Annotated in this window: 16 protein-coding genes; 9 read left to right on the top strand and 7 right to left on the bottom strand. The window is 71.3% G+C overall.

The window, feature by feature from the left end; all coding sequences use genetic code 11:
- Positions 1-70: 70 nt before the first annotated feature.
- From mptB to ACWCP0_RS00170, 3 genes are all read left to right on the top strand, one after another.
- Positions 71-1,588, top strand: a complete 1,518-nt coding sequence (gene mptB / locus ACWCP0_RS00180) for a polyprenol phosphomannose-dependent alpha 1,6 mannosyltransferase MptB (protein WP_451076617.1) — start codon at positions 71-73, stop codon at positions 1,586-1,588.
- A 184-nt stretch (positions 1,589-1,772) separates the two neighbouring features.
- Complete coding sequence (locus tag ACWCP0_RS00175) at positions 1,773-2,231, top strand: hypothetical protein (protein WP_451076616.1); 459 nt, start codon at positions 1,773-1,775, stop codon at positions 2,229-2,231.
- On the top strand, positions 2,228-4,315 hold the full coding sequence (locus ACWCP0_RS00170) for a bifunctional polysaccharide deacetylase/glycosyltransferase family 2 protein (RefSeq protein ID WP_451076615.1): 2,088 nt from the start codon (positions 2,228-2,230) through the stop codon (positions 4,313-4,315). Before ACWCP0_RS00175 ends, ACWCP0_RS00170 begins: the two co-directional genes overlap by 4 nt.
- A 42-nt stretch (positions 4,316-4,357) precedes the next feature.
- On the opposite strand, the gene ACWCP0_RS00165 is transcribed toward ACWCP0_RS00170, so the two are convergent.
- From ACWCP0_RS00165 to ACWCP0_RS00155, 3 genes are all read right to left on the bottom strand, one after another.
- Positions 4,358-4,885, bottom strand: a complete 528-nt coding sequence (locus ACWCP0_RS00165) for a cupin domain-containing protein (RefSeq protein WP_451076614.1) — start codon at positions 4,883-4,885, stop codon at positions 4,358-4,360.
- A 91-nt stretch (positions 4,886-4,976) separates the two neighbouring features.
- Positions 4,977-6,572, bottom strand: coding sequence for an N-acyl-D-amino-acid deacylase family protein (locus tag ACWCP0_RS00160; RefSeq protein ID WP_451076613.1), 1,596 nt, complete (start codon positions 6,570-6,572; stop codon positions 4,977-4,979).
- A 321-nt stretch (positions 6,573-6,893) separates the two neighbouring features.
- A complete protein-coding gene (locus ACWCP0_RS00155) occupies positions 6,894-8,174 on the bottom strand; it encodes an alanine racemase (RefSeq protein WP_451076612.1) in 1,281 nt (426 codons plus the stop codon).
- A gap of 242 nt (positions 8,175-8,416) precedes the next feature.
- Between ACWCP0_RS00155 and ACWCP0_RS00150 the strand changes: the two genes are divergently transcribed.
- The 4 genes from ACWCP0_RS00150 to ACWCP0_RS00135 all read left to right on the top strand — a co-directional run bounded on the left by ACWCP0_RS00150 (position 8,417) and on the right by ACWCP0_RS00135 (position 12,281).
- Positions 8,417-9,427: a sugar kinase gene (locus tag ACWCP0_RS00150; protein ID WP_451076989.1), complete on the top strand. Its 1,011-nt coding sequence runs from the start codon at positions 8,417-8,419 to the stop codon at positions 9,425-9,427.
- Positions 9,424-10,176 (top strand): IclR family transcriptional regulator, encoded by a 753-nt coding sequence (locus tag ACWCP0_RS00145; RefSeq protein ID WP_451076611.1) that lies wholly within the window; start codon positions 9,424-9,426, stop codon positions 10,174-10,176. The genes ACWCP0_RS00150 and ACWCP0_RS00145 overlap by 4 nt, the downstream gene beginning before the upstream one ends.
- Positions 10,177-10,204: 28 nt before the next feature.
- Positions 10,205-10,615: a RidA family protein gene (locus ACWCP0_RS00140; protein WP_451076610.1), complete on the top strand. Its 411-nt coding sequence runs from the start codon at positions 10,205-10,207 to the stop codon at positions 10,613-10,615.
- A 193-nt stretch (positions 10,616-10,808) separates the two neighbouring features.
- Positions 10,809-12,281 (top strand): GntP family permease, encoded by a 1,473-nt coding sequence (locus ACWCP0_RS00135; RefSeq protein WP_451076609.1) that lies wholly within the window; start codon positions 10,809-10,811, stop codon positions 12,279-12,281.
- 564 nt (positions 12,282-12,845) lie between these two features.
- Here ACWCP0_RS00135 and ACWCP0_RS00130 read toward each other — a convergent pair.
- A complete protein-coding gene (locus ACWCP0_RS00130) occupies positions 12,846-14,234 on the bottom strand; it encodes a M14 family metallopeptidase (protein WP_451076608.1) in 1,389 nt (462 codons plus the stop codon).
- Between the two features lie 155 nt (positions 14,235-14,389).
- On the opposite strand from ACWCP0_RS00130, the gene ACWCP0_RS00125 reads away from it, so the two are divergent.
- A complete protein-coding gene (locus ACWCP0_RS00125; protein WP_451076607.1) occupies positions 14,390-15,706 on the top strand; it encodes an Nramp family divalent metal transporter in 1,317 nt (438 codons plus the stop codon).
- 28 nt (positions 15,707-15,734) lie between these two features.
- Positions 15,735-16,181, top strand: a complete 447-nt coding sequence (locus ACWCP0_RS00120) for a hypothetical protein (protein WP_451076606.1) — start codon at positions 15,735-15,737, stop codon at positions 16,179-16,181.
- A 38-nt stretch (positions 16,182-16,219) separates the two neighbouring features.
- Here ACWCP0_RS00120 and ACWCP0_RS00115 read toward each other — a convergent pair whose 3' ends face one another.
- From ACWCP0_RS00115 to ACWCP0_RS00105, 3 genes are all read right to left on the bottom strand, one after another.
- Positions 16,220-17,935 (bottom strand): chitinase, encoded by a 1,716-nt coding sequence (locus tag ACWCP0_RS00115; protein ID WP_451076605.1) that lies wholly within the window; start codon positions 17,933-17,935, stop codon positions 16,220-16,222.
- 179 nt (positions 17,936-18,114) lie between these two features.
- Entirely contained in the window at positions 18,115-18,561 is a 447-nt protein-coding gene (locus ACWCP0_RS00110; RefSeq protein ID WP_451076604.1) for a hypothetical protein, read from the bottom strand.
- 25 nt (positions 18,562-18,586) lie between these two features.
- Positions 18,587-19,009, bottom strand: a complete 423-nt coding sequence (locus tag ACWCP0_RS00105; protein WP_451076603.1) for a DUF3592 domain-containing protein — start codon at positions 19,007-19,009, stop codon at positions 18,587-18,589.
- Positions 19,010-19,019: the final 10 nt, after the last annotated feature.

Below are 19,019 nucleotides of genomic sequence, written 5' to 3'. Positions count from 1 at the left end.
GGCCGGCTCCGGGGCGGCCACTGTAGGCTCGGCAGTCCGTGGGAACCGGGTGGGGATGAACTGACTGCTCATGTGGGTGCTGAGGCTGACCAAGGCCGGGCCGCGGCGGACCGGAGCCGCCGGCTCGCTGGCGATCGCCGTAGGCGGTCTCGCGTCCGGTGCGTTGCCCGCGCGTGAGCCGTGGGGCCTCTGGGTCCCGTACGGGCACGGGGTGACGGTCGCCGCCGCCGTACTCGCGTATGCGGGGCTGACCCTGCTGGTCCTGTCCTGGTGGGCGTACGGCCGGCAGCTCGTCGAGAAGAAGGCGACGGGGCCCGGGGAGGCGGGCGGGGCGCGCGACGTCCTCGTCACCCTCGGCTGGTGGGCCGCGCCGCTGGTCCTCGCGCCGCCGCTGTTCAGCGCCGACGTGTACAGCTACATCGCCCAGGGCGCGATGGTCCTCGAAGGCCATGACGTCTACGCACACGGGCCTTCGGTCCTCGGCCCAGGCTCGCTCGGGGCCGACGCCGCGGCGAGCGTGGGCGGCAACTGGACCGATACGCCCGCGCCGTACGGCCCGGTCTTCCTGCTGCTCGCGAAGGGCGTGACCTGGGCGACGGGCGGGGCGATCGTGCCGGCCGTGTTCGGGATGCGGCTGATCGCGGTGGCGGCGCTTGTCCTGATTGCCTGGTCGGTGCGGCACTTGGCGGTGGAGTGCGGCGTCGGTGAGGACCGCGCACTGTGGCTGGCGGCGCTCAACCCGCTGCTGCTGATCCATGTCGTGGGCGGTATGCACAACGACGGGCTGATGATCGGCCTCATGCTGACCGGCGTCGTCTGCGCGCTGCGCGGGCGGTGGCTGCTCGGCAGCGCGTTCGTCGCCCTCGCGACGACCGTCAAGTCACCGGCCGCCGTCGCCCTGCTCTTCATCGGCGTGATCGTCATCCGCGACGCGGGCCGGGGACGGTCGCCCGTCCTGCGGGCGGCGAAGGGCGTCCTCGGCCCCGGACTGGTCGCCGCCACGATCGCGGCCGCGGCCACCCTGCTCGGCGGCACCGGCTTCGGCTGGCTGCACACGCAGAGCGTCGCGGCGACGATACACACCCCGCTGTCCCTCACCAGCGACCTCGGTCTCGCGGCCGGGCACGCGGCACGCCTGCTCTCCGGCGACGTGGACCCGGCGGCGGTCAAGAGCCTGACCCAGACCCTGGGCCTCGCCGCCGCCCTCGTGGTGATCGTCTTCCTGGCGTACCGCTCGCTGCGCGGGAGGCTCCATCCCGTGCACGGCCTGGGCCTGTCCCTGCTGGCGCTCGTCGCGCTCTCGCCGATGGTGCAGCCGTGGTACCCGCTGTGGGGAATGGCGACGGTCGCTGCCGCGACTGCGGCGGGAAACAGCCGTGTTGTCCGGATCCTGATGGTTCTGTCGGTGGCCCTGGTGTACGAGACCCAGCCCTCGGGCCACACCCCGCCCTACGGCTTCGCGCTTGCCGCTGTCGCGGCCGCGACAGCGGTGACGGCACTGCGGCGGCGCGGGCTGCCCGATGCCGGGAAGCCCGCGCGGCCTTGGTCGCGCACGGAGGCGGACTCCCTTACGGGCGCGAGCCGGTAGGGCCCGGTGGGCGGGCCCCGCACCGCGCCCGTCCGGTCCATGGCCCCGGGGTCCCCGCGCGCTTCACGGGTGCCGGGGGCGCCACCCGGGGTCTTCGTGCGACGGCGGGAGGAAGGGTGTCGGTGATGTCGGATTTCGCACCCCGCTTCGAAGTGGAGCCCTTCGGTCCCTACAATTCGCGGCTGTGAGCCACCAGGAGAACGCAGTCTTCGTCGACGCCTCGGGGCGCCGGCGCCGCTTCATGAAATATGCGTCGGTTGCCGTCGGCGCCGCGTGCGTCTGCTTTGTCGCTGTTGTTCTGGCCGGGCTCTTCGGTGCCGGACCGGCCGGTGGCCCGCTGCCCTGGAGCCAGAGCCGGGAGGAGACGTCCCCGACGGCAGAGCCGTCGCCGTCCACCGCCGAGTCCGGGGAGCCCGCCGGCGGTGACCCCGTCGGGGAACCGATATCCGACCGGGCGTCTCCCTCCGCCTCCCCGGGCTCCGGCGCGTCGAAGAGCCCCGGCACCGACGCGACCGGCACGGCTGCCCCGTCCGCCACCACACAGGCGCCCCCGGCGGCCGCCCCCACGGCGAGCGCCCCGCGCGGAAACTCGGGCAACGCTCCCCGGCACACGCCCACCGCCGACGGCAAGGGCCCCAAGTGACCGGGCACGCCATCCGCCGGGATCCCCGCGCTCACTGGGTGCTGCTGACGCTCACCCTGGCCGTCGTCGCCACCGCCCTGCTCTTCAGCGGATACGGGCGGCACGAGATAGCCCCGACGGCCGCGCCGACCACACGGTGCCCGGCGAAGCCGGAGGTGCCGTTCGCGAACGGACCCGTCATGCGCCAGGACCCGAAGACCGGCGGAGTCCTCGCGACCCGGATGCCCGCAAGCACCGTCGCCCTCACCTACGACGGAGGGCCCGACCCGGCCTGGACCCCACGTCTGCTCGATCTGCTGAAGCAGCGCCAGGTCAAGGCCACTTTCTTCCTCACCGGCACCCAGGCCGCCGCCCACCCCGACCTCGTGCGCCGGATCAAGGACGAGGGCCACGAGATCGGCTCGCACACCTACACGGACGCGAACCTCGCCGGCCTCTCCGTGCCCCGTATCCGTCTGGAACTCGCCCTCACCCAGAACGTCCTGGCCGGCACCGCGGGTGTAGGAACCCATCTGCTGCGCCTCCCGCACACCGAGGACGCCGCCTCGCTCTGCGACGACATGGGCGAGGCCGCGCGGCGCGCCATCGTCGACGGTTATGTCGTCGTCGTTGCCGACGAGCCCGCCCGGGCCCCCGACCAGGGCGCCGTGCGCCAGTTCACCGGCTCGGCGGCCGCCGTCGCCGAGACCGAGCGGCTGCTGGCCGCCGGCCGCGGCGACCAGGTCAGGTACACGACCGTCGGCGCCGGTCTCGGTCTCCCGGGCACGACGTACGACGTCGGCACGGCCGCCGAGTGGCGGGGTGCCGCGGTCGTCCGTGCCCAGCAGGCCTCCCGGGCCTTCGCCGACGCCATGACCTGGTTCCTGGTCGCGGCCGGTGTGATCACCGCGGCCCGGCTGGTGATGCTCTTCACCGTCGCCCGTGTGCATGTGAAGCGCGTGCGGGCCAAGCGCTCCCGGCGCCGCGGCACCCCGCGCTTCCCGCCGCTCACCGACCCGGTCTCGGTGATCGTCCCCGCGTACAACGAGGAAGCGGGCATCGAGGCGACCGTGCGTTCGCTGCTGGCCTCCACCCACCAGGCCGTCCAGATCATCGTCGTCGACGACGGCTCCACCGACCGGACCTTCGAGATCGCCGAGTCGATCGACGACCGCCGGGTCATGGTGATCCGCCAGGCCAACTCGGGGAAGGCCGCCGCCCTCAACACCGGACTCGCGTGGGCCCACTTCGACATCGTCGTCATGATCGACGGCGACACGGTCTTCGAGCCCGACGCGATCTTCCACCTCATTCAGCCTCTCGCCGATCCGCGGGTCGGCGCGGTCAGCGGCAACACCAAGGTCGGCAACCGGCAGGGTGTCCTCGGCCGCTGGCAGCACCTCGAATACGTCATCGGTTTCAACCTCGACCGCCGCATGTTCGACGTCATGGAGTGCATGCCGACGGTTCCCGGGGCGATCGGTGCGTTCCGCCGTGACGCCGTCGTGGGCGTCGGCGGCGCCAGCGAGGACACCCTCGCCGAGGACACCGACCTCACCATGGCCCTGTGCCGGGCCGGCTGGCGTGTGGTCTACGAGGAGTCGGCCATCGCCTGGACCGAGGCCCCCTCGACGGTGCGTCAACTGTGGAAGCAGCGCTACCGCTGGTGCTACGGCACGCTGCAGGCCATGTGGAAGCACCGCGGCGCGCTGCTGGAGCGGGGCGCCGGCGGCAAGCTCGGCCGCCGGGGCCTGACCTATCTGCTGCTGTTCCAGATGGTCCTGCCGCTGATCGCCCCGCTCGTCGACCTCTTCGCCCTGTACGGACTGCTGTTCCAGGGCGCGGGTCAGGCGGCGGCGGTCTGGCTCGCCTTCACCGCGGTCCAGGTCTTCAGCGCGGTGTACGCGCTGCGCCTGGACCGGGAGAAGTTCGAGCCCCTGTGGACCCTGCCGCTCCAGATCTTCGTCTACCGGCAGTTGATGTACCTGGTCGTCGTCCAGTCGGTCGTCACGGCCCTGCTCGGCAACCGACTCCGGTGGCAGCGCCTGCAGCGCACGGGCTCGGCGACGGACGTCCTCGAGGATCGCGGAACGGTGCGTGCCTGACAGGGGCCCCGGTCGTACCTGACGCGGAGACGCTGATCCAGCTCACTCCGTCGGTTTCGGCTCATCGACCTTGGTCGGATCGCCTGTGTTCGACACGATGACGGCCAGCAGCTTTGCCGGTTCCGTCGAGCTCTCGTTCTCCGTGAGCGCGTGGTAGGAGTTCGGCGGTTCGACCCAGTGCTCGCCGGCGCGGTAGGTGCGGACCGGCTCGTTGTCGAGCTGGCTGCGCACGGTGCCCTCGAGCACGTAGGCGTAGACGAACGCCTCGCCATGGCGATGCGGCACCGCGCGTGCGGAGGGCGGGAAGTCGACGATCTCCGAGGTGAAGGTCTTGCCCGGGACATTCGGAAGTCCCTGCTCAAGCAGCACCTTCACCGTCTCGGTGGGCGGCGTGGCCTGCGTGGGGGACGTCGGTGGTGTGGGTGGTGAGGGCTGCTCGGTCCCAGAGACTGCCGCTTTCGCCGCGGATGGCTCGGCAGCAGTCGCTCCCCCTGCCGCGGGGACGAATGCGGCGGTCGCGGCCACCATGCCGGCAGCCAGACACCGCAAGGCACGTCGTGTTTTGATCATGACGTCGAACCTCCGTACCTACTCGACGGTCATCGACCAGCGCGCGGATCCCCCATCATCTGTGAGGAACCGCCCTCCCGCGACTTCGCGGTCATCGGTCCCGGCGGCCTCCCCGTACCGAGCGTCCCGCCAGCACGTCCGTCCGCTTCCCGTCCTCGATCACGAACCTGCCGTCGATCAGGACGTGCGGAATGCCGACCGGGAGGGTGCGCGGCTCCTCGTACGTCGAACCGGCCGCGACCGTGTCCGGGTCGAAGAGCACGAGGTCGGCGCGGTACCCCTCGCGCACGTGACCCCGGTCGGCGAGACGGAGCCGGGCCGCCGGCCGCGAGGTCAGATGGGCGACCGCCTCCTCCAGCGAGAGGACGCCGAGTTCGCGGGCGTACCGGCCGAGGTACTGCGGGAAGGTGCCGTACGCGCGCGGGTGCGGCTTGTCGCCCTGGAGGATGCCGTCGCTGCCGCCCGTGTGGACGCGGTGCCGCATGATCGCCCGGACGTTCTCCTCATGGCCGACGTGCTGCAGGATCGTCGAGCCGAGCCGGTCGTCGACGAGGAGCCGGCGGGCGGTGGCCCAGCCGTCCAGCCGGGTGCCGACATGGGCGGCGAGAGCGGGATCGCTCACGCCGGAGATCTCGATGGTGTCCCAGTCCATCGGGACCCCGTGACAGCCGTCCGATCCGACGACCTCGAGGTGGTGGCGGATCCGCTCGGCGGTCCCGTCGTCGCGGAGGCGGGCGAGGACCGCCTCGGGGCCGCCCTCGTTCGCCCAGCTCGGCAGGAGCGCGACGAGCGTCGTGCAGCCCGGGGTGTACGGGTAGGTGTCGAGGGAGATGTCGGCGCCCGTGTCGAGCGCCTCGTCGAGCAGAGCCAGCAGCTCGGGCGCACGGCCCTCGTTCACGCCGAAGTTCATGGTGGCGTGGGCGAGATGGAGGGCGCAGCCGGCCTCGCGGGTGAGGCCGACCATCTCCTCGTACGCCTCCAGGGCGCCCGCACCGTACGAGCGGTGGTGGGGGCAGTAGTAGCCGTCGTAGCGCGCCACCACCCGGCACAGCTCGGTGAGTTCGGCGTCGTTCGCGTACATGCCCGGGGTGTAGGTGAGGCCCGACGACATGCCGACGGCGCCCTGTTCCAGGCCCTCGGCGACGAGCTGCTTCATGCGGCGCATCTCGTCCGCCGTGGCGGGGCGGTCGTCCCAGCCGACGGCGTACATCCGCACCGTGCCCTGGGGGATGAGGTAGGCGGCGTTGACGGCGATGCCGCGGCCGCCGAAGTTCCGGTCGAGGCGGTCCAGGTACTCGCCGACGGTCCGCCAGTCGAAGTCGATGTCCGAACCATCACCGTTCCAGCCGGTGATGGCACGGCGGACCTCGCCGAGCGTGCGGTCGTCGACGGGCGCGTACGACAGCCCGTCCTGACCGAGGACTTCGAGCGTCACGCCCTGAGCGGCCTTGGCGCTGTGGTCCGGGTCGCGGAGCAGCGCGAGGTCGCTGTGCGCGTGCATGTCGATGAAGCCGGGGGAGAGGGCGAGGCCGTCGGCGTCGACGATGCGACGGGCGGAGGGGCGTGGGCCGCCCTGCCCTTCGCGGTGGATCGCGGTGATCCGGCCGTCCGTGATGCCGACGTCGGCACGGTAGGAGGCGCCGGCGGTGCCGTCGATGACGCGCGCGTCGCGGATGACGAGGTCCATGGGGGTGCCTTTCTGCGGGTGGGGCGCCTGCGGCGGGCCTTCTCACCGCCCCTCCCCTACGCCCACGTGGGGGGACCCGCACTTCCCGAACCGGGGCTCGGCCTCGGACCCGGGCGCGCCGGAACCGCCCGGTGGGCCGGGATGTCCGTCCTCGAACGCCGGACGGGCTGGGCTCGTGCCCGGTGGCGGAGCACCGAGGGCGGGTCTGGGACGAACCCCCGGTGGCGGCTGGGGACGGGCCCCGGTCCGGGAAGGGGACGGGCCCCGGTTCGGGAAGGGGAGGGGCGGGGAAAGGGAGGGGCGGGGAAAGGGAATCTGGGATCAGAAGAACGTACGGATGTAGTCCGTGACCGTGCCGTCCGCCTCCACCAGCGGAATCAGCTGCCACTTGTCGAACGACGTGCACGGATGCGACAACCCCATCCCGAGCCAGTCCCCGACCTCCAGGTCCGCCCCCTCCTCCGTCCGCACCCACCCGTGCTGGTCCGACAGGCCGGTGACCGTGATGCCGGTCGCGGGGCGGAGTTCGCCGGCGCGGGCGTCCCGTACGACCTGGGCCTCGGGCAGGTCGAGGTCGTACGCGGCGTCGCGCTTGCCCGCGTTGGTGAACGCCTGCTGCGGCGTCGGGCGCGAGACGACCTGGGCCCAGAGCCGGAACGCGGGCTCCAGGGCGCCCTCCTGAGGCACGCGGTTGAAGGGCGTCAGGTGCTTGTAGTGGCCGTCGTCGTGCGAGACGTACGCGCCGGAACGCAGGAGCTTCAGCACCGGAGCGGACAGCTCCGGGATCTCCGCGAAGACGTCGGCGACGGCGTCGAACCAGGCGCTGCCGCCCGCGCTGACGACGATCTCCTCGGCACCGGCGAACCGGCTGTCCTTGTCGAAGGCCGCCGCGAGCGCGACGAGTCGGCGCAGCCAGTCCCGTACCCGCTCGGGGGTCGCGTCGGGGACCTCGCCCTCGTAGCCCGCGACGCCGGCCAGGCGCAGGGTCCCGGTGGCGGCGACCGCATCGGCGACGGCGGTGCAGTCGGCCTCCGTACGGGCGCCGGTACGGGCGCCGTCGCCCGCGCCGAGTTCGACGACGACCTCCACGGGGCGGGTGGCACCGGCCGCCGTGAGGGCCTCGCCCATCAGCTCGACGCCGCGCACGGAGTCGACGTAGCAGACGAGCCGGAAGTCCGGGTCGCGGTCCAGCTCGCCCGCGAGCCAGCGCAGCGCCGCGGCGTCGACGAGCTCGTTCGCGAGGAAGATCCGCTCGATGCCGTAGGCGCGGTACACACGGACCTGGTGCGGCACGGCGGCGGTGATGCCCCATGCGCCGCGCTCCAGCTGGCGGTCGAAGAGCTGTGGCGACATGGAGGTCTTGCCGTGCGGCGCGAAGGCGAGGCCGTGGCGCTCGGCGTACGTCTCGAGAAGGGCGAGGTTGTGCTCCAGGGACTCCGCGGAGAGGGCGAGGACGGGAGTGGTGAAGCCGCCGGTGAAGAGGTTGCGGCGCTGGGCGGCCAGCTCGCCGACGGTGAGGCCCTCGGCGTCCGGCGGGAGCGCCTTGAAGCGGTGGTCGACGCGCTCGTTCGCGAGCTGCTCGACGGCCTTGTCGGCGGGCATGGGAGCCTCCTCGAAGAGTACGGTTGCAGTATGTGCAACGGTCATTGCGCATATCGCTAGTCGCTGTCTAACATCCGGGCCAATGCCGGGTCAATGGACCCACAGGACCAGTGAGGAGTGCCAGGGTGACCGGAACAGCGGCCGCCGACGCGGCCGTGGACGCGTGTCTCGCCTCGGCCGTCGACCCGGGCGACGTCGTGGACGCGGGCGGCGTCGTGGACGTCGTCTGCCTCGGCGAGTCCATGGTCACGTTCCTGCCCTCGCGGCCGGGCCGCCTCGCCGACGTGCCCTCCTTCGTCCGCACCATCGGCGGTGCCGAGTCGAACGTCGCGTGCGCGCTCGCGGCCGCCGGGCACCGCGCGAAGTGGGTCAGCAGGGTCGGTTCCGACGGCTTCGGCGACCATCTGATCGCCGCCGTCGCGGCGTACGGAGTCGACACCTCCGCCGTCCACCGCGACCCCGTCCGCCCCACGGGCATCTACTTCCGCACCGCGACCGACCGCGCCACGGACACCCACGAGGTCCTCTACTACCGTGCCGGTTCGGCGGCTTCCGCGATGTCGCCGGAGAACGTTCCGTACGGGGATCTCGCGCGCGGGCGCATCCTCCACCTCTCCGGCATCACGGCGGCCCTGTCCCCGGACTGCCTCGGCCTGATGCGCGCCCTGACCGCCCGCCGCCCCGGCCGCCCCCTCGTCTCCTTCGACGTCAACCACCGCCCCGGCCTCTGGCGCGAGGACCCCGCCGTCCTCCTCGACCTGGCGCGCGGCGCCGACCTCGTCTTCGTCGGCGAGGACGAGGCGGAGGAGGCGTGGGGCCTGCGGGGCGCGGAGGCGATCCGGGAGGCGCTCCCGGAGCCGGAGGTCCTGGTGGTGAAGCAGGGTGGGCGGGGCGCGACGGCGTACGCCCGCCGCGCTCGCTCCGAACCCGCGCCGGGGGACCTGCCCCCCGACACCGTCACCTCCGTCCCCGCCCCCACGGTCGACGTCGTCGCCCCCGTCGGCGCCGGCGACGCCTTCGCCGCGGGGTTCCTCTCCGCCACCCTCCGCGGCCTCGGCGACACGGCGCGCCTGCGCCTCGGGCACCTGACGGCCGCCGCCACCCTCACCGTCCCCGGCGACCTCGGCACCCCGCCGCCCACCCCGTACGCCGACCGCCTCGCCGCCCTCGACGACGATGCCTGGGGGAGACTGCACCTCGGCCCCGGCTGGACGGCAGCCGAGCAGGCCACGGAGGAGGTACGTACGTCATGAGCCAGACCGTCGACCGCGCCCTGAGCATCCTGCCGCTGCTCGCGCAGGGCCCCGCGGACCTCGGGCAGGTCGCCGACCGCCTCGGCGTCCACAAGTCCACCGCGCTGCGGCTCCTCCGCACCCTCCACGAGCACGGCCTCGTCTACCGCCAGCAGGACCAGCGCTACCGGCTCGGCGCCCGCCTCTTCGCCCTCGCCCAGGAGGCCGTTGAGAACCTCGACATCCGCGAGATCGCCCATCCCCACCTCATGGCCCTCAACGAGCGGACCGGGCACACCGTCCACCTCGCCGTGCACGAGGAGGGCGAGGTCCTCTACATCGACAAGGTCGAGAGCCGCTATCCGGTCCGGATGTACTCCCGTATCGGCAAGCCCGTCGCGATCACCGTCGCGGCCGTGGCGAAGCTCCTGCTCGCCGACTTCCCCGAGCCCGAGCGCCGCGCCATCGCCGCGAGGCTCGACTACCCCATGTACACGCCCCGTTCGATCCCGAACGCCGCCGCCTTCCTCAAGGAGCTGGCGACCGTACGCGAACAGGGCTGGGCCACCGACCTCGGTGGCCACGAGGAGTCCATCAACTGCATCGGGGCCCCCATCCGCGGTGCGGACGGCCGCGTCGTCGCCGCCATGTCGGTGTCCGCGCCGAATGTCGTCGTCACGGCCGAGGAACTCCTCACCCTGCTCCCGCTGGTGCGCCGCACCGCCGACGCCATCACCCGGGAGTACTCCGGCACTGCCTCCGACTCCTAGAGACCGGCCCACCCCCGAAGGACCACGCATGACCGAGAAGACCGCGATCACTCCCCCGACCCACACCGCCCCGCCCGCCAAGTTCTCCCACGGCGTCCGCAAGGGCAACATCCTCCAGGTCGCCGGCCAGGTCGGCTTCCTCCCCGCCGTCGAGGGCCGGGCCCCCACCCCCGCCGGTCAGACCCTGCGCGAGCAGACCCTCCAGACCCTCGCCAACGTCAAGGCGGTCCTGGAGGAGGGCGGCGCGAGCTGGGACGACGTGATGATGATGCGCGTCTATCTCACGGACACGGGCCACTTCGCCGAGATGAACGAGATCTACAACGCCTACTTCGAGGAGCAGGGTCTCAAGGAGGCCCCCGCCGCCCGGACGACGGTCTACGTCGGTCTCCCCGCCGGCCTCCTCATCGAGATCGACGCCCTGGCGGTCCTCGGCTGACCCGCCGACCTGCTGGCCCGCTGACCGGCCGATCTGCTGGCCCGCCGACCTGCCGGCCCGCTGACCGGCCGACCGGCTGACCCCGTGAGCCGATCCCTGAGCTGATCTCGCTGAAGCACACGCCTCACGGCACGGCGCCCACCGCTACGGCGCCGTGCCGCGCTCCCCCCTACCCAAAACGAGGTCTCCTGCCATGCTGCTCGCCGCCGACGCACCTCCACCACCCACGCCCCACACAGGCGGACTGCTCCATCTCATACCCGGTACCGCGGGACTGCTGACCGTCGCCGCCCTCGGCATCGCGCTCCTCCTCCTCCTGATCATCAAGGTCAGGGTGCAGCCGTTCGTCGCGCTCCTCGCCGTCTCCATAGCCGTCGGCCTCGCCGCCGGCCTGTCCGTCACGGAACTCTTCGGCACGGTCCAGAAGTCCGCCGCCGTATCGGTCATCGAGTCCGGCATGGGCGGCATCCTCGGCCATGTCGCGATCATCATCGGCCTCGGCACGATGCTCGGCGCGATCCTCGAAGTGTCCGGCGGCGCCGAGGTCCTGAGCTACCGTCTGCTCGGCCTCTTCGGCGAGAAGCGCGCCCCGCTGGCCATGGGCCTCACCGGCCTCATCTTCGGCATCCCGGTCTTCTTCGACGTCGGCATCTTCGTCCTCGCGCCGATCGTGTACGCCGCCGCCAAGCGGTCCGGCAAGTCGATCCTGCTGTACGCGATGCCGCTCCTCGCGGGCCTGTCGATGACCCACGCCTTCCTCCCGCCGCACCCCGGCCCGGTTGCCGCGGCCGGCCTGCTGCACGTCTCGCTCGGCTGGGTCATCCTCATGGGCATCGTCGTCGGCATCCCGGCCGTCCTCGTCGCCTGGGTCTACGCCGCCTGGATCGGCAGGCGTCTCTTCGTCCCCGTACCGGAGGACATGGTCGAGGCCGCGGAGGACGCCAAGGCCGCCGTCGCCGCCGAACAGGCCGCCGCGGGCCGCGCGCCTCAGGAGTCCCCGGTCTCCCTGGCGACCGTCCTCACCATCATCGGGACGCCGCTGGTGCTCATCCTCGCCGCGACGTTCTCCTCCATCGCGCTGGACGAGTCCACCCTGCGCTCGGTCATCGAGTTCTTCGGCAGCCCCTTCGTCGCCCTGACGATCGCCCTGTTCATGGCGTACTACCTGCTGGGCATCCGCCGCGGCTGGTCCCGCAAGTCCCTGGAGTCGGTGTCGACGCAGTCCCTGAAGCCGGTCGGCAACATCCTGCTCGTCGTCGGCGCGGGCGGCGTCTTCGGAGCGATCCTCAAGGCGAGCGGCGTCGCCCAGGCCCTCTCCGACACCTTCAACGACGTCGGCCTCCCGGTCATCGTCCTCGCCTATCTGATCTCCCTCGTCCTGCGCGTCGCCCAGGGCTCGGCGACCGTCGCGATCGTGACGACCGCGGGCATCGTCCTGCCGCTCGTGGAGGGCGGCGACCACTCGCAGGCGTTCCTCGCCCTGGTCATCATGGCGATCTCGGCGGGCTCGATCTTCGCCTCGCACGTCAACGACGGAGGCTTCTGGATCGTGGCGAAGTACTTCGGCATCTCGGAGCGGGACACCCTGAAGTCCTGGACGGTGCTGGAGTCGGTCCTGTCCGTGGCGGGCTTCGCGGTGGCGGCGGCGCTGAGCCTGGCCGTCTAGCGCCTGCTGACAACGGGGGCCGCCCGGGACCTCTGTCCCGGGCGGCCTCTCGGCCTCTCGGCCTCTCGGCCTCTCGGCCTCTCGGCCTCTCGGCCTCTCGGCCTCTCGGCCTCTCGGCCGTCAGGCCGGTCCGGCGCGGATCACCCCGACATACGCGTCGGCAGTACCGCAGTCGACGCCCGGCCGGGCCGCGCGGGCGGCGGTCCGGCCGTCGTCGCACCCACCGGATGCCTGGTCAGTCGAAGAGTCCTTCGACGACGTCCTCGGCGATCTCGCCACCGACCTCTTCGGCCGCCTCTTCCACGATCTCTTCCACGATCTCCCCGAAGATGTCGTCCATGCTGAACCCTCCCTGACTGTTGCGCAGTGCGCTTGCTGTCGACCCGGACCACGTCGGTCCGACGGGCCCGCACCACCGCGTGAGAGGTGCCGCGGACCCGTGGTCATCCCCTCAACGCCCTTTTACGGGGCCGAGTTCCCGCAGATCGGCCCGGGAGCGCCGGCCGTCGGTGAAAGGCCGGTGGCATCGAGTTGGACGGTGTGCGTACGCTGCGCCCAGGGGGCTCAGCCGGTGCAGTACTGCGCCTCCTTGCCGATCGACCGGTACATGCAGTCCGAGTTCTCCAGCAGCTGCAGCACCGCGTCGCGGTTGCGGCTCGTCTCGCGCTCGATCACCTCGTCGGGCGGGTAGAAACCGCCACCGCCGGTGCCCGTCGGGTACATCTCGAAGGTGTACGCGAAGATCTTCTGGTTGCCCCACAGCCAGTCGTCGATCGACCCGTCCGTGATGTACAGGTCGCTCGCCTGCTCGGCCGTGTAGCCGTTGCTCGCGGCCATCTTGCCGCCGACGGTGGCGAAGGCGTTGCGGTCGTCCTGGGTCAAGCCGGGGGCGGTGTCGGCCGTGGTGTAGCCGTACGGCCAGAGCACCAGCTCGCTGTACGTGTGGAAGTCGATCCCGGTCTTGATCTGCTGCTTTCCGCCGACGACCCGGGAGCGCACGAAGTCGGCGACGACCTTCACCTCGGGCGCGGACTCGGGGGCGGAGCCGCGGTAGGTCGCGGAGCTGGTGGAACCGGAGGAGCCGCCGCAGCAGCCCCACTTGAAGTTCCAGTTGCGGTTCATGTCGGTGCCGACGTACGACGAGCCCGCGTTGGGCTGCCGGTTCTTGCGCCAGCTGCGGTAGGAGCCGGTGGCGATGTCGTACTCGCCGCCGTCCGGGTTGAGGTCCGGCACGATCCAGATCTCGCGGCCGTTGACGGCGTTCGTGACGCGCGAGTCCGTTCCGTAGTCGTCGCCGAGCTCGCGCAGCAGATAGAGCGCCATCTCGACGGTGAGGTGCTCGCGGGCGTGCTGGTGGTGGGTGAAGAGGACCTCCGGCTCGTTCTCGTCCGTGCCGACGTTGTCGCTGATCTTGATGGCGACGATGTCGCGGCCCTGGTAGGACTTGCCGATCACCCGCTTGTTCATGATGTTCGGGTGGGCGGCGATGCGCTGGTCGATCTCCGCGGTCATCTCCGCGTAGTTGTGGTATCGCGCATCGGCGGAGGGGAAGTCGAACGGCTGGGCTGCGGCGCCCGCCGCCTTGCGGTCGGGCGGTGCGGGCAGGGGTTCGAGTACGTGGCCGAGTGCTCGGAGGCGTCTCGCCTGGGCGGCGTTGGCGCTGACGACGATCGCGTGGTCGTCGGCCTCGTCGATCGAGACACCGGTCGCGGCGACGGCGGTGCGCTCGGCGACGGTCGACGGACCGTGGATCTCGTACTGACGGATCTCCTCCTCGGCCTCGGCTGCGGCTGCGGTCCCGGCGTCGGTGACGGTGGCGCGGATGCGGTCGGGGTCGGGGGCGGGCGCGGCGGTTGCCGTGAACGGGGCCGCCACGGCCAGGGCGAGCAGGGTCGCGAGGGCGGCGGACCGAGTGACGGACCTTCCGCCGCTGCCGCGTGTGCGAAGTCGCATGCGATCTCCTGGGTAGGGAGTGTGGGGGTGGCTCAGTGCGACATGTACGGCGTGCTTGTTGATGCGGGTGGGCACATGGTGGGCGTGTGGCATGCTCCGGTCAAGAGCACGCTTCGGCCACGAGTTCGATGATGAGCGGAAAGGCGGCCTCAACCATGGCAGACACGACGGAAGAAGACGCAGCATCGGACAACCGGGCGATAATCTCTCCGCCCCGCAAGGCGAGCTGGCGGTTCATCGGGCCGGGCATCGTCGTCGCCGCGACCGGCGTCGGCGCCGGTGACCTCGTCGCGACGCTGATCGCGGGCAGCAAGTTCGGCTACACCCTCCTGTGGGCCGCGGTCATCGGCTGCCTCGTCAAGATCTCCCTCGCCGAGGCCACCGGCCGCTGGCACCTGGCCACCGGACGCACCATGTTCGACGGCTGGCGCAGCCTCGGGTCGTGGACCTCCGTCTACTTCGGCATCTACGTCGTCGTCTGGGGCTTCATCTACGGCGCCACGGCCATGTCGTCGACCGCGCTGCCGCTGGCCGCGCTCTTCCCGGACACACCCGGCGGCCTCAAGACCTTCGCGATCGCCGCCGGCCTGATCGGCCTCGCCCTGGTCTGGTTCAACCGCTACGCACGCTTCGAGAAGCTGATGACGGTCCTCATCGGCATCAAGTTCCTGATCGTCGTGTACGTCGCCGCCCGCGTGGCCCCCGACCTGCCGGCCGCGCTCGCCGGCCTCGTACCCGTCCTCCCGGACGGTTCGTTCTTCTACACCCTGGGCCTCATCGGCGGTGTCGGCGGCACGATCACCATGGCGGCGTACGGGTACTGGATCAACTCCAAGGGCTGGACCGACGCGTCCTGGATGAAGATGATGCGCCTGGACAACCGGGTCGCCTACCTCACGACCGGTGTCTTCGTCGTCGCCATGCTCATCATCGGCGCCGAGCTGCTGCACGCCTCGAACATCGCGCTGGCCGGCGGCGACAAGGGCCTGCTCGAACTGAGCAACGTCCTGGAGGACCGCTTCGGCGTCTTCACCGCCAAGCTCTTCCTCGTGGGCTTCTGCGCCACCTCGTTCTCCGCGCTCGTCGGCGTCTGGCACGGGGTGAGCCTTCTCTTCGCCGACTTCACCGAGCGCATCGTGCGCACGCGCAAGGGCATCGACGAGAACGCGGTCGAGGAGGTGGCCAAGGGTCGCCGCGAGCGTTCCTGGCCGTTCCGCGCGTACATGCTGTGGCTGACGTTCCCGCCCATGGGCCTGCTCTGGCTGGACCAGCCCTTCGGCCTCGTGATCGCGTACGGCGTACTCGGCGCCTTCTTCATGCCGTTCCTGGCGCTGACCCTGATCTGGCTGCTCAACTCGTCCCGAACGCCGAGCGAGTGGCGCAACGGCTGGGTGAGCAACGGCATGCTGGCCGCGGCAGGGCTGCTGTTCGTCGTGCTGTGCGTGCAACAGGTGCGGGAACTGCCCTGGTAGGGGCCCGGCTCCGGTCATACTTACGTACATGACCTATGGCGGCTACCCGGACCGGCACCACCCCCAGGGCGCACCACCGTCCCCGCCCCCGCCGCCTCCGGGTTTCGGCCCTCCGATCCCGGTACAGCCCGGGTACGGCCCGCCGCCACAGCAGGTACAGCAGGTACAGCCGTTCCCGCCGGCCGGCCCGGAGTTCGTCGCGCACGACCGCCACAACTCGGTCATCGTCGACGAGTCGGGTGTGGCCCTGGAGATCCAGGGCCACACCCTGGAGTTCCCCTGGGCGGTGATCAGCACCGTCCACTTCGCCCCGGCGCCCTTCGGGACCGTCCTCATGGTCGCTGTCGCGCATCCCGGCGGCATGCTCTACGAGTGCCGGATCGCCGCCCGCAAGCAGGCCGTCCTGCAGCAGTGGCTCGCCGGGCTCGGTCCCGTGCTCCACCACTACCTGGCGAACCGCCCACCGGCGTACTAGCGGGCCGGTGGGCGGTTCGACGGGGGACCTGGCTGCCGCTACGGCAGGTTGTGCACGTGCGGCCCCACCGCGTTGGACCAGGCGTTCCCGGCGGTGGCGTCCCAGTTCGTGGACCAGGTCATCGCGCCGCGCAGGCTCGGGTACGTGCGCGAGGGCCTGAAGGAGCCGCAGTTCGTGCCCCGGGTGAGGCAGTCGAGCGCGTTCTTCACGATCTGCGGGTCGACGTAACCGCTGCCCGCGCCCCGCGTGGAGGCCGGGACGCCGAGGCCGACCTGGGACGGGTCGAGGCCGCCCTCGAGCTGGATGCAGGCGAGCGCGGTGAGGAAGTCGACCGAACCCTGCGAGTAGACCTTGCCGTCGCAGCCGAGCATCGAACCGCTGTTGTAGTACTGCATGTTGACGACCGTGAGGATGTCCTTCACGGCGAGGGCGGTCTTGAAGTACTCGGTGCCGGTGTTCTGCATGTCGAGGGTCTGCGGCGCCATCGTCAGCACGAGCGAGGAGCCCGCCTTCTGCGAGAGCTGCCGGAGCGCCTTCGTCAGATAGGTGGAGTTGATCCCGTGCTCGAGGTCGATGTCGATGCCGCTGAAGCCGTGGCTCTGCATGAGCGCGTACGCGCTGTTGGCGAAGGCGGTCGCGGACGCGTCGCTGTTGATCGTGACGTTGCCGCGCTCGCCGCCGACCGACAGGATCACCGACTTGCCTGCGCTCTTCTTGGCGCTGATGTCGCTCTTGAACTCGTCGACCGAGCCGTAGCCGACCGCCGGGTCGAGGGTGAAGGTGATCTCACCGGGCGTCGCGGTCGAGTCGGCGAAGGACACGGCGATGATGTCGTACTGCGACTGGACGTCACGCAGCTTCTGCACGGTGGCGCCGTTGTTGAAGTTCTGCCAGTAGCCGGTCAGCACGTGCCTCGGCACGGCGGGGTTTCCGGGGTTGCCGCCACCGGACGTCGTCGCGGTCACCGCGGCGGACTTCGCCGACTCGCCGGCCGCGTTGGTCGCGCTCACCTGGAACTGGTACGAGGTCGACGCGGCCAGCCCCGTCACGGTCGCCGAAGTCCCGCTCACGGACTGCACCTTGGTGCCGTTGCGGTAGACGTTGTACCCGGTCGCCCCGGAGGCCCCGTTCCAGCTCAGCGCGACGGACGACGAGGTCACCGATCCGACGGCCAGCCCGCCCGGAGCGGGCGGCACGACCGGGTCGGGGTCACCGCCGCCGCCCCCGTCGGGCCCGAACACCGAGATGTCGTCGGCGTAGTAGGCGGCCTGCCCGTACCACCCGTGCGTGTACACGGTCACCGAGGTCGTGCTCGCGCCGGTCGTGAAGCTGGTGCTGAGCTGCTGCCACCCGGTGTTCCCGGGGGTCCACGTCGACACATCGGTCGTCCCGGTCCCGCTCGCCCCGAGATACACGTACGAGCCCTGCACCCAAGCACTCAGGCTGTACGTCGAGTCGGGCTTCACGGACACGGTCTGCGAACACTTCGCGTGGTCCTGCCCGGCAGGCGTCCCCTTGAGCGCGGCGGCCCCACCGTGCACGGGCGACGACACGAGCGCCCCGCTCCCGCCGGTGCACGTCCAGTTCGCGAGCCCGGACTCGAACCCCGCGTTCTTCGCGTTGTTCACATCGGCCGCCTGCGCGGTCCCGGCCCCGCCTGCGAGCCCGAGCCCGGCGCCCAGGGCCAGTGCCAGGACTCCGCCGAGCCATCTGCGGGTGCGGGTGGTGGGTTCCCTGAGGTTCGTGCGGTCCACTTGCTGCCTCCGGTGGGGGAGTTGGGGAGGAGGAGGTACGGGAAGGAACGGTGGCCACCGCTGGGCGTACAAGTTGGTCCAGACCAATCGGGTTGTCAAGACCTGTGGCGCAGGGTCGTATACAAAAGGGCCCGGTCCTCGACAGGACCGGGCCCCGACTGAGCAGACCCCCGTTCCGCTCAGGCGTCCTCCTGCAGTCTGTCCGCCGCGTACCCCGCGACGCACCCGACCGCCAGCACCGCGTTGGACATGAGTAGCCCCTCGGCCGCCAGGGCGTCCCACTGCAGCGCCATGTTCAGCAGCTGCGCCGCCAGCGGCACGGTGAGCGCCGCCGTCAGATGCTGGGGCGGGGAGTGCCGGTACGGGTCCCGGTGAACGCGACCCGCGGCCCATGTCGCCAGCCCGATGCACAGGGCGTTCGGGAGATGGATCAGCAGCAGCCGCCCCCCGAAGGTCTCCAGCTGCGACTTCGTCGCCAGATAGTCGTACACCACCGTAGCCTGGACGTATTCGGTGAGGAGCAGGACGACAATGCCGGCCGCCCAGGCGCGTACGAGCGCGAACACCGCCGCTCCGCGTCCCTCGTCCCGATGGGCGGACGCCCCCGGGTAGCCGTACCTCGTCATGGTCACTCGCCTCCAGTCGAACTGCTCAGATCACTGTGAACAGGAACACCGCCGCGAACCCGGCGGTCGCCATCCCGCACCCGGCCACCAGCGCCAGGCACTGGATCACCGGGGACCAACTGCCGCGCCCCGCGATCGTGGCGGTGCGCCCGGGGGCGACCGGGTCGTACGCCACCATGACCCGTGTACCGGTCCGCATCGACCAGCTCGCCAGGTCCTCGAACTCGACCTCCTTGCCTTCACGAGTGCGGAAGGCGAAGAAGTGCCGGTATGCGTCCGAGCTGTTGCCCGGCTCTCTCTCGACCCGCACGCATGCGCCTTCTGCGCGCTCGCCCCGCCGTATCGAGCGCACCACGGTGACCAGGCGGCGGGCGTACTTCACCGTCAGCCAGCCGAAAAGCGCGATCATGCCGCAGAAGAAGATGTAGTCGCCGCCCGGGACATCCATGCACGCCGCC

The organism is Streptomyces sp. NPDC001970, assembly GCF_053594115.1.
This window is presented reverse-complemented; position numbering and strand designations above follow the sequence as displayed.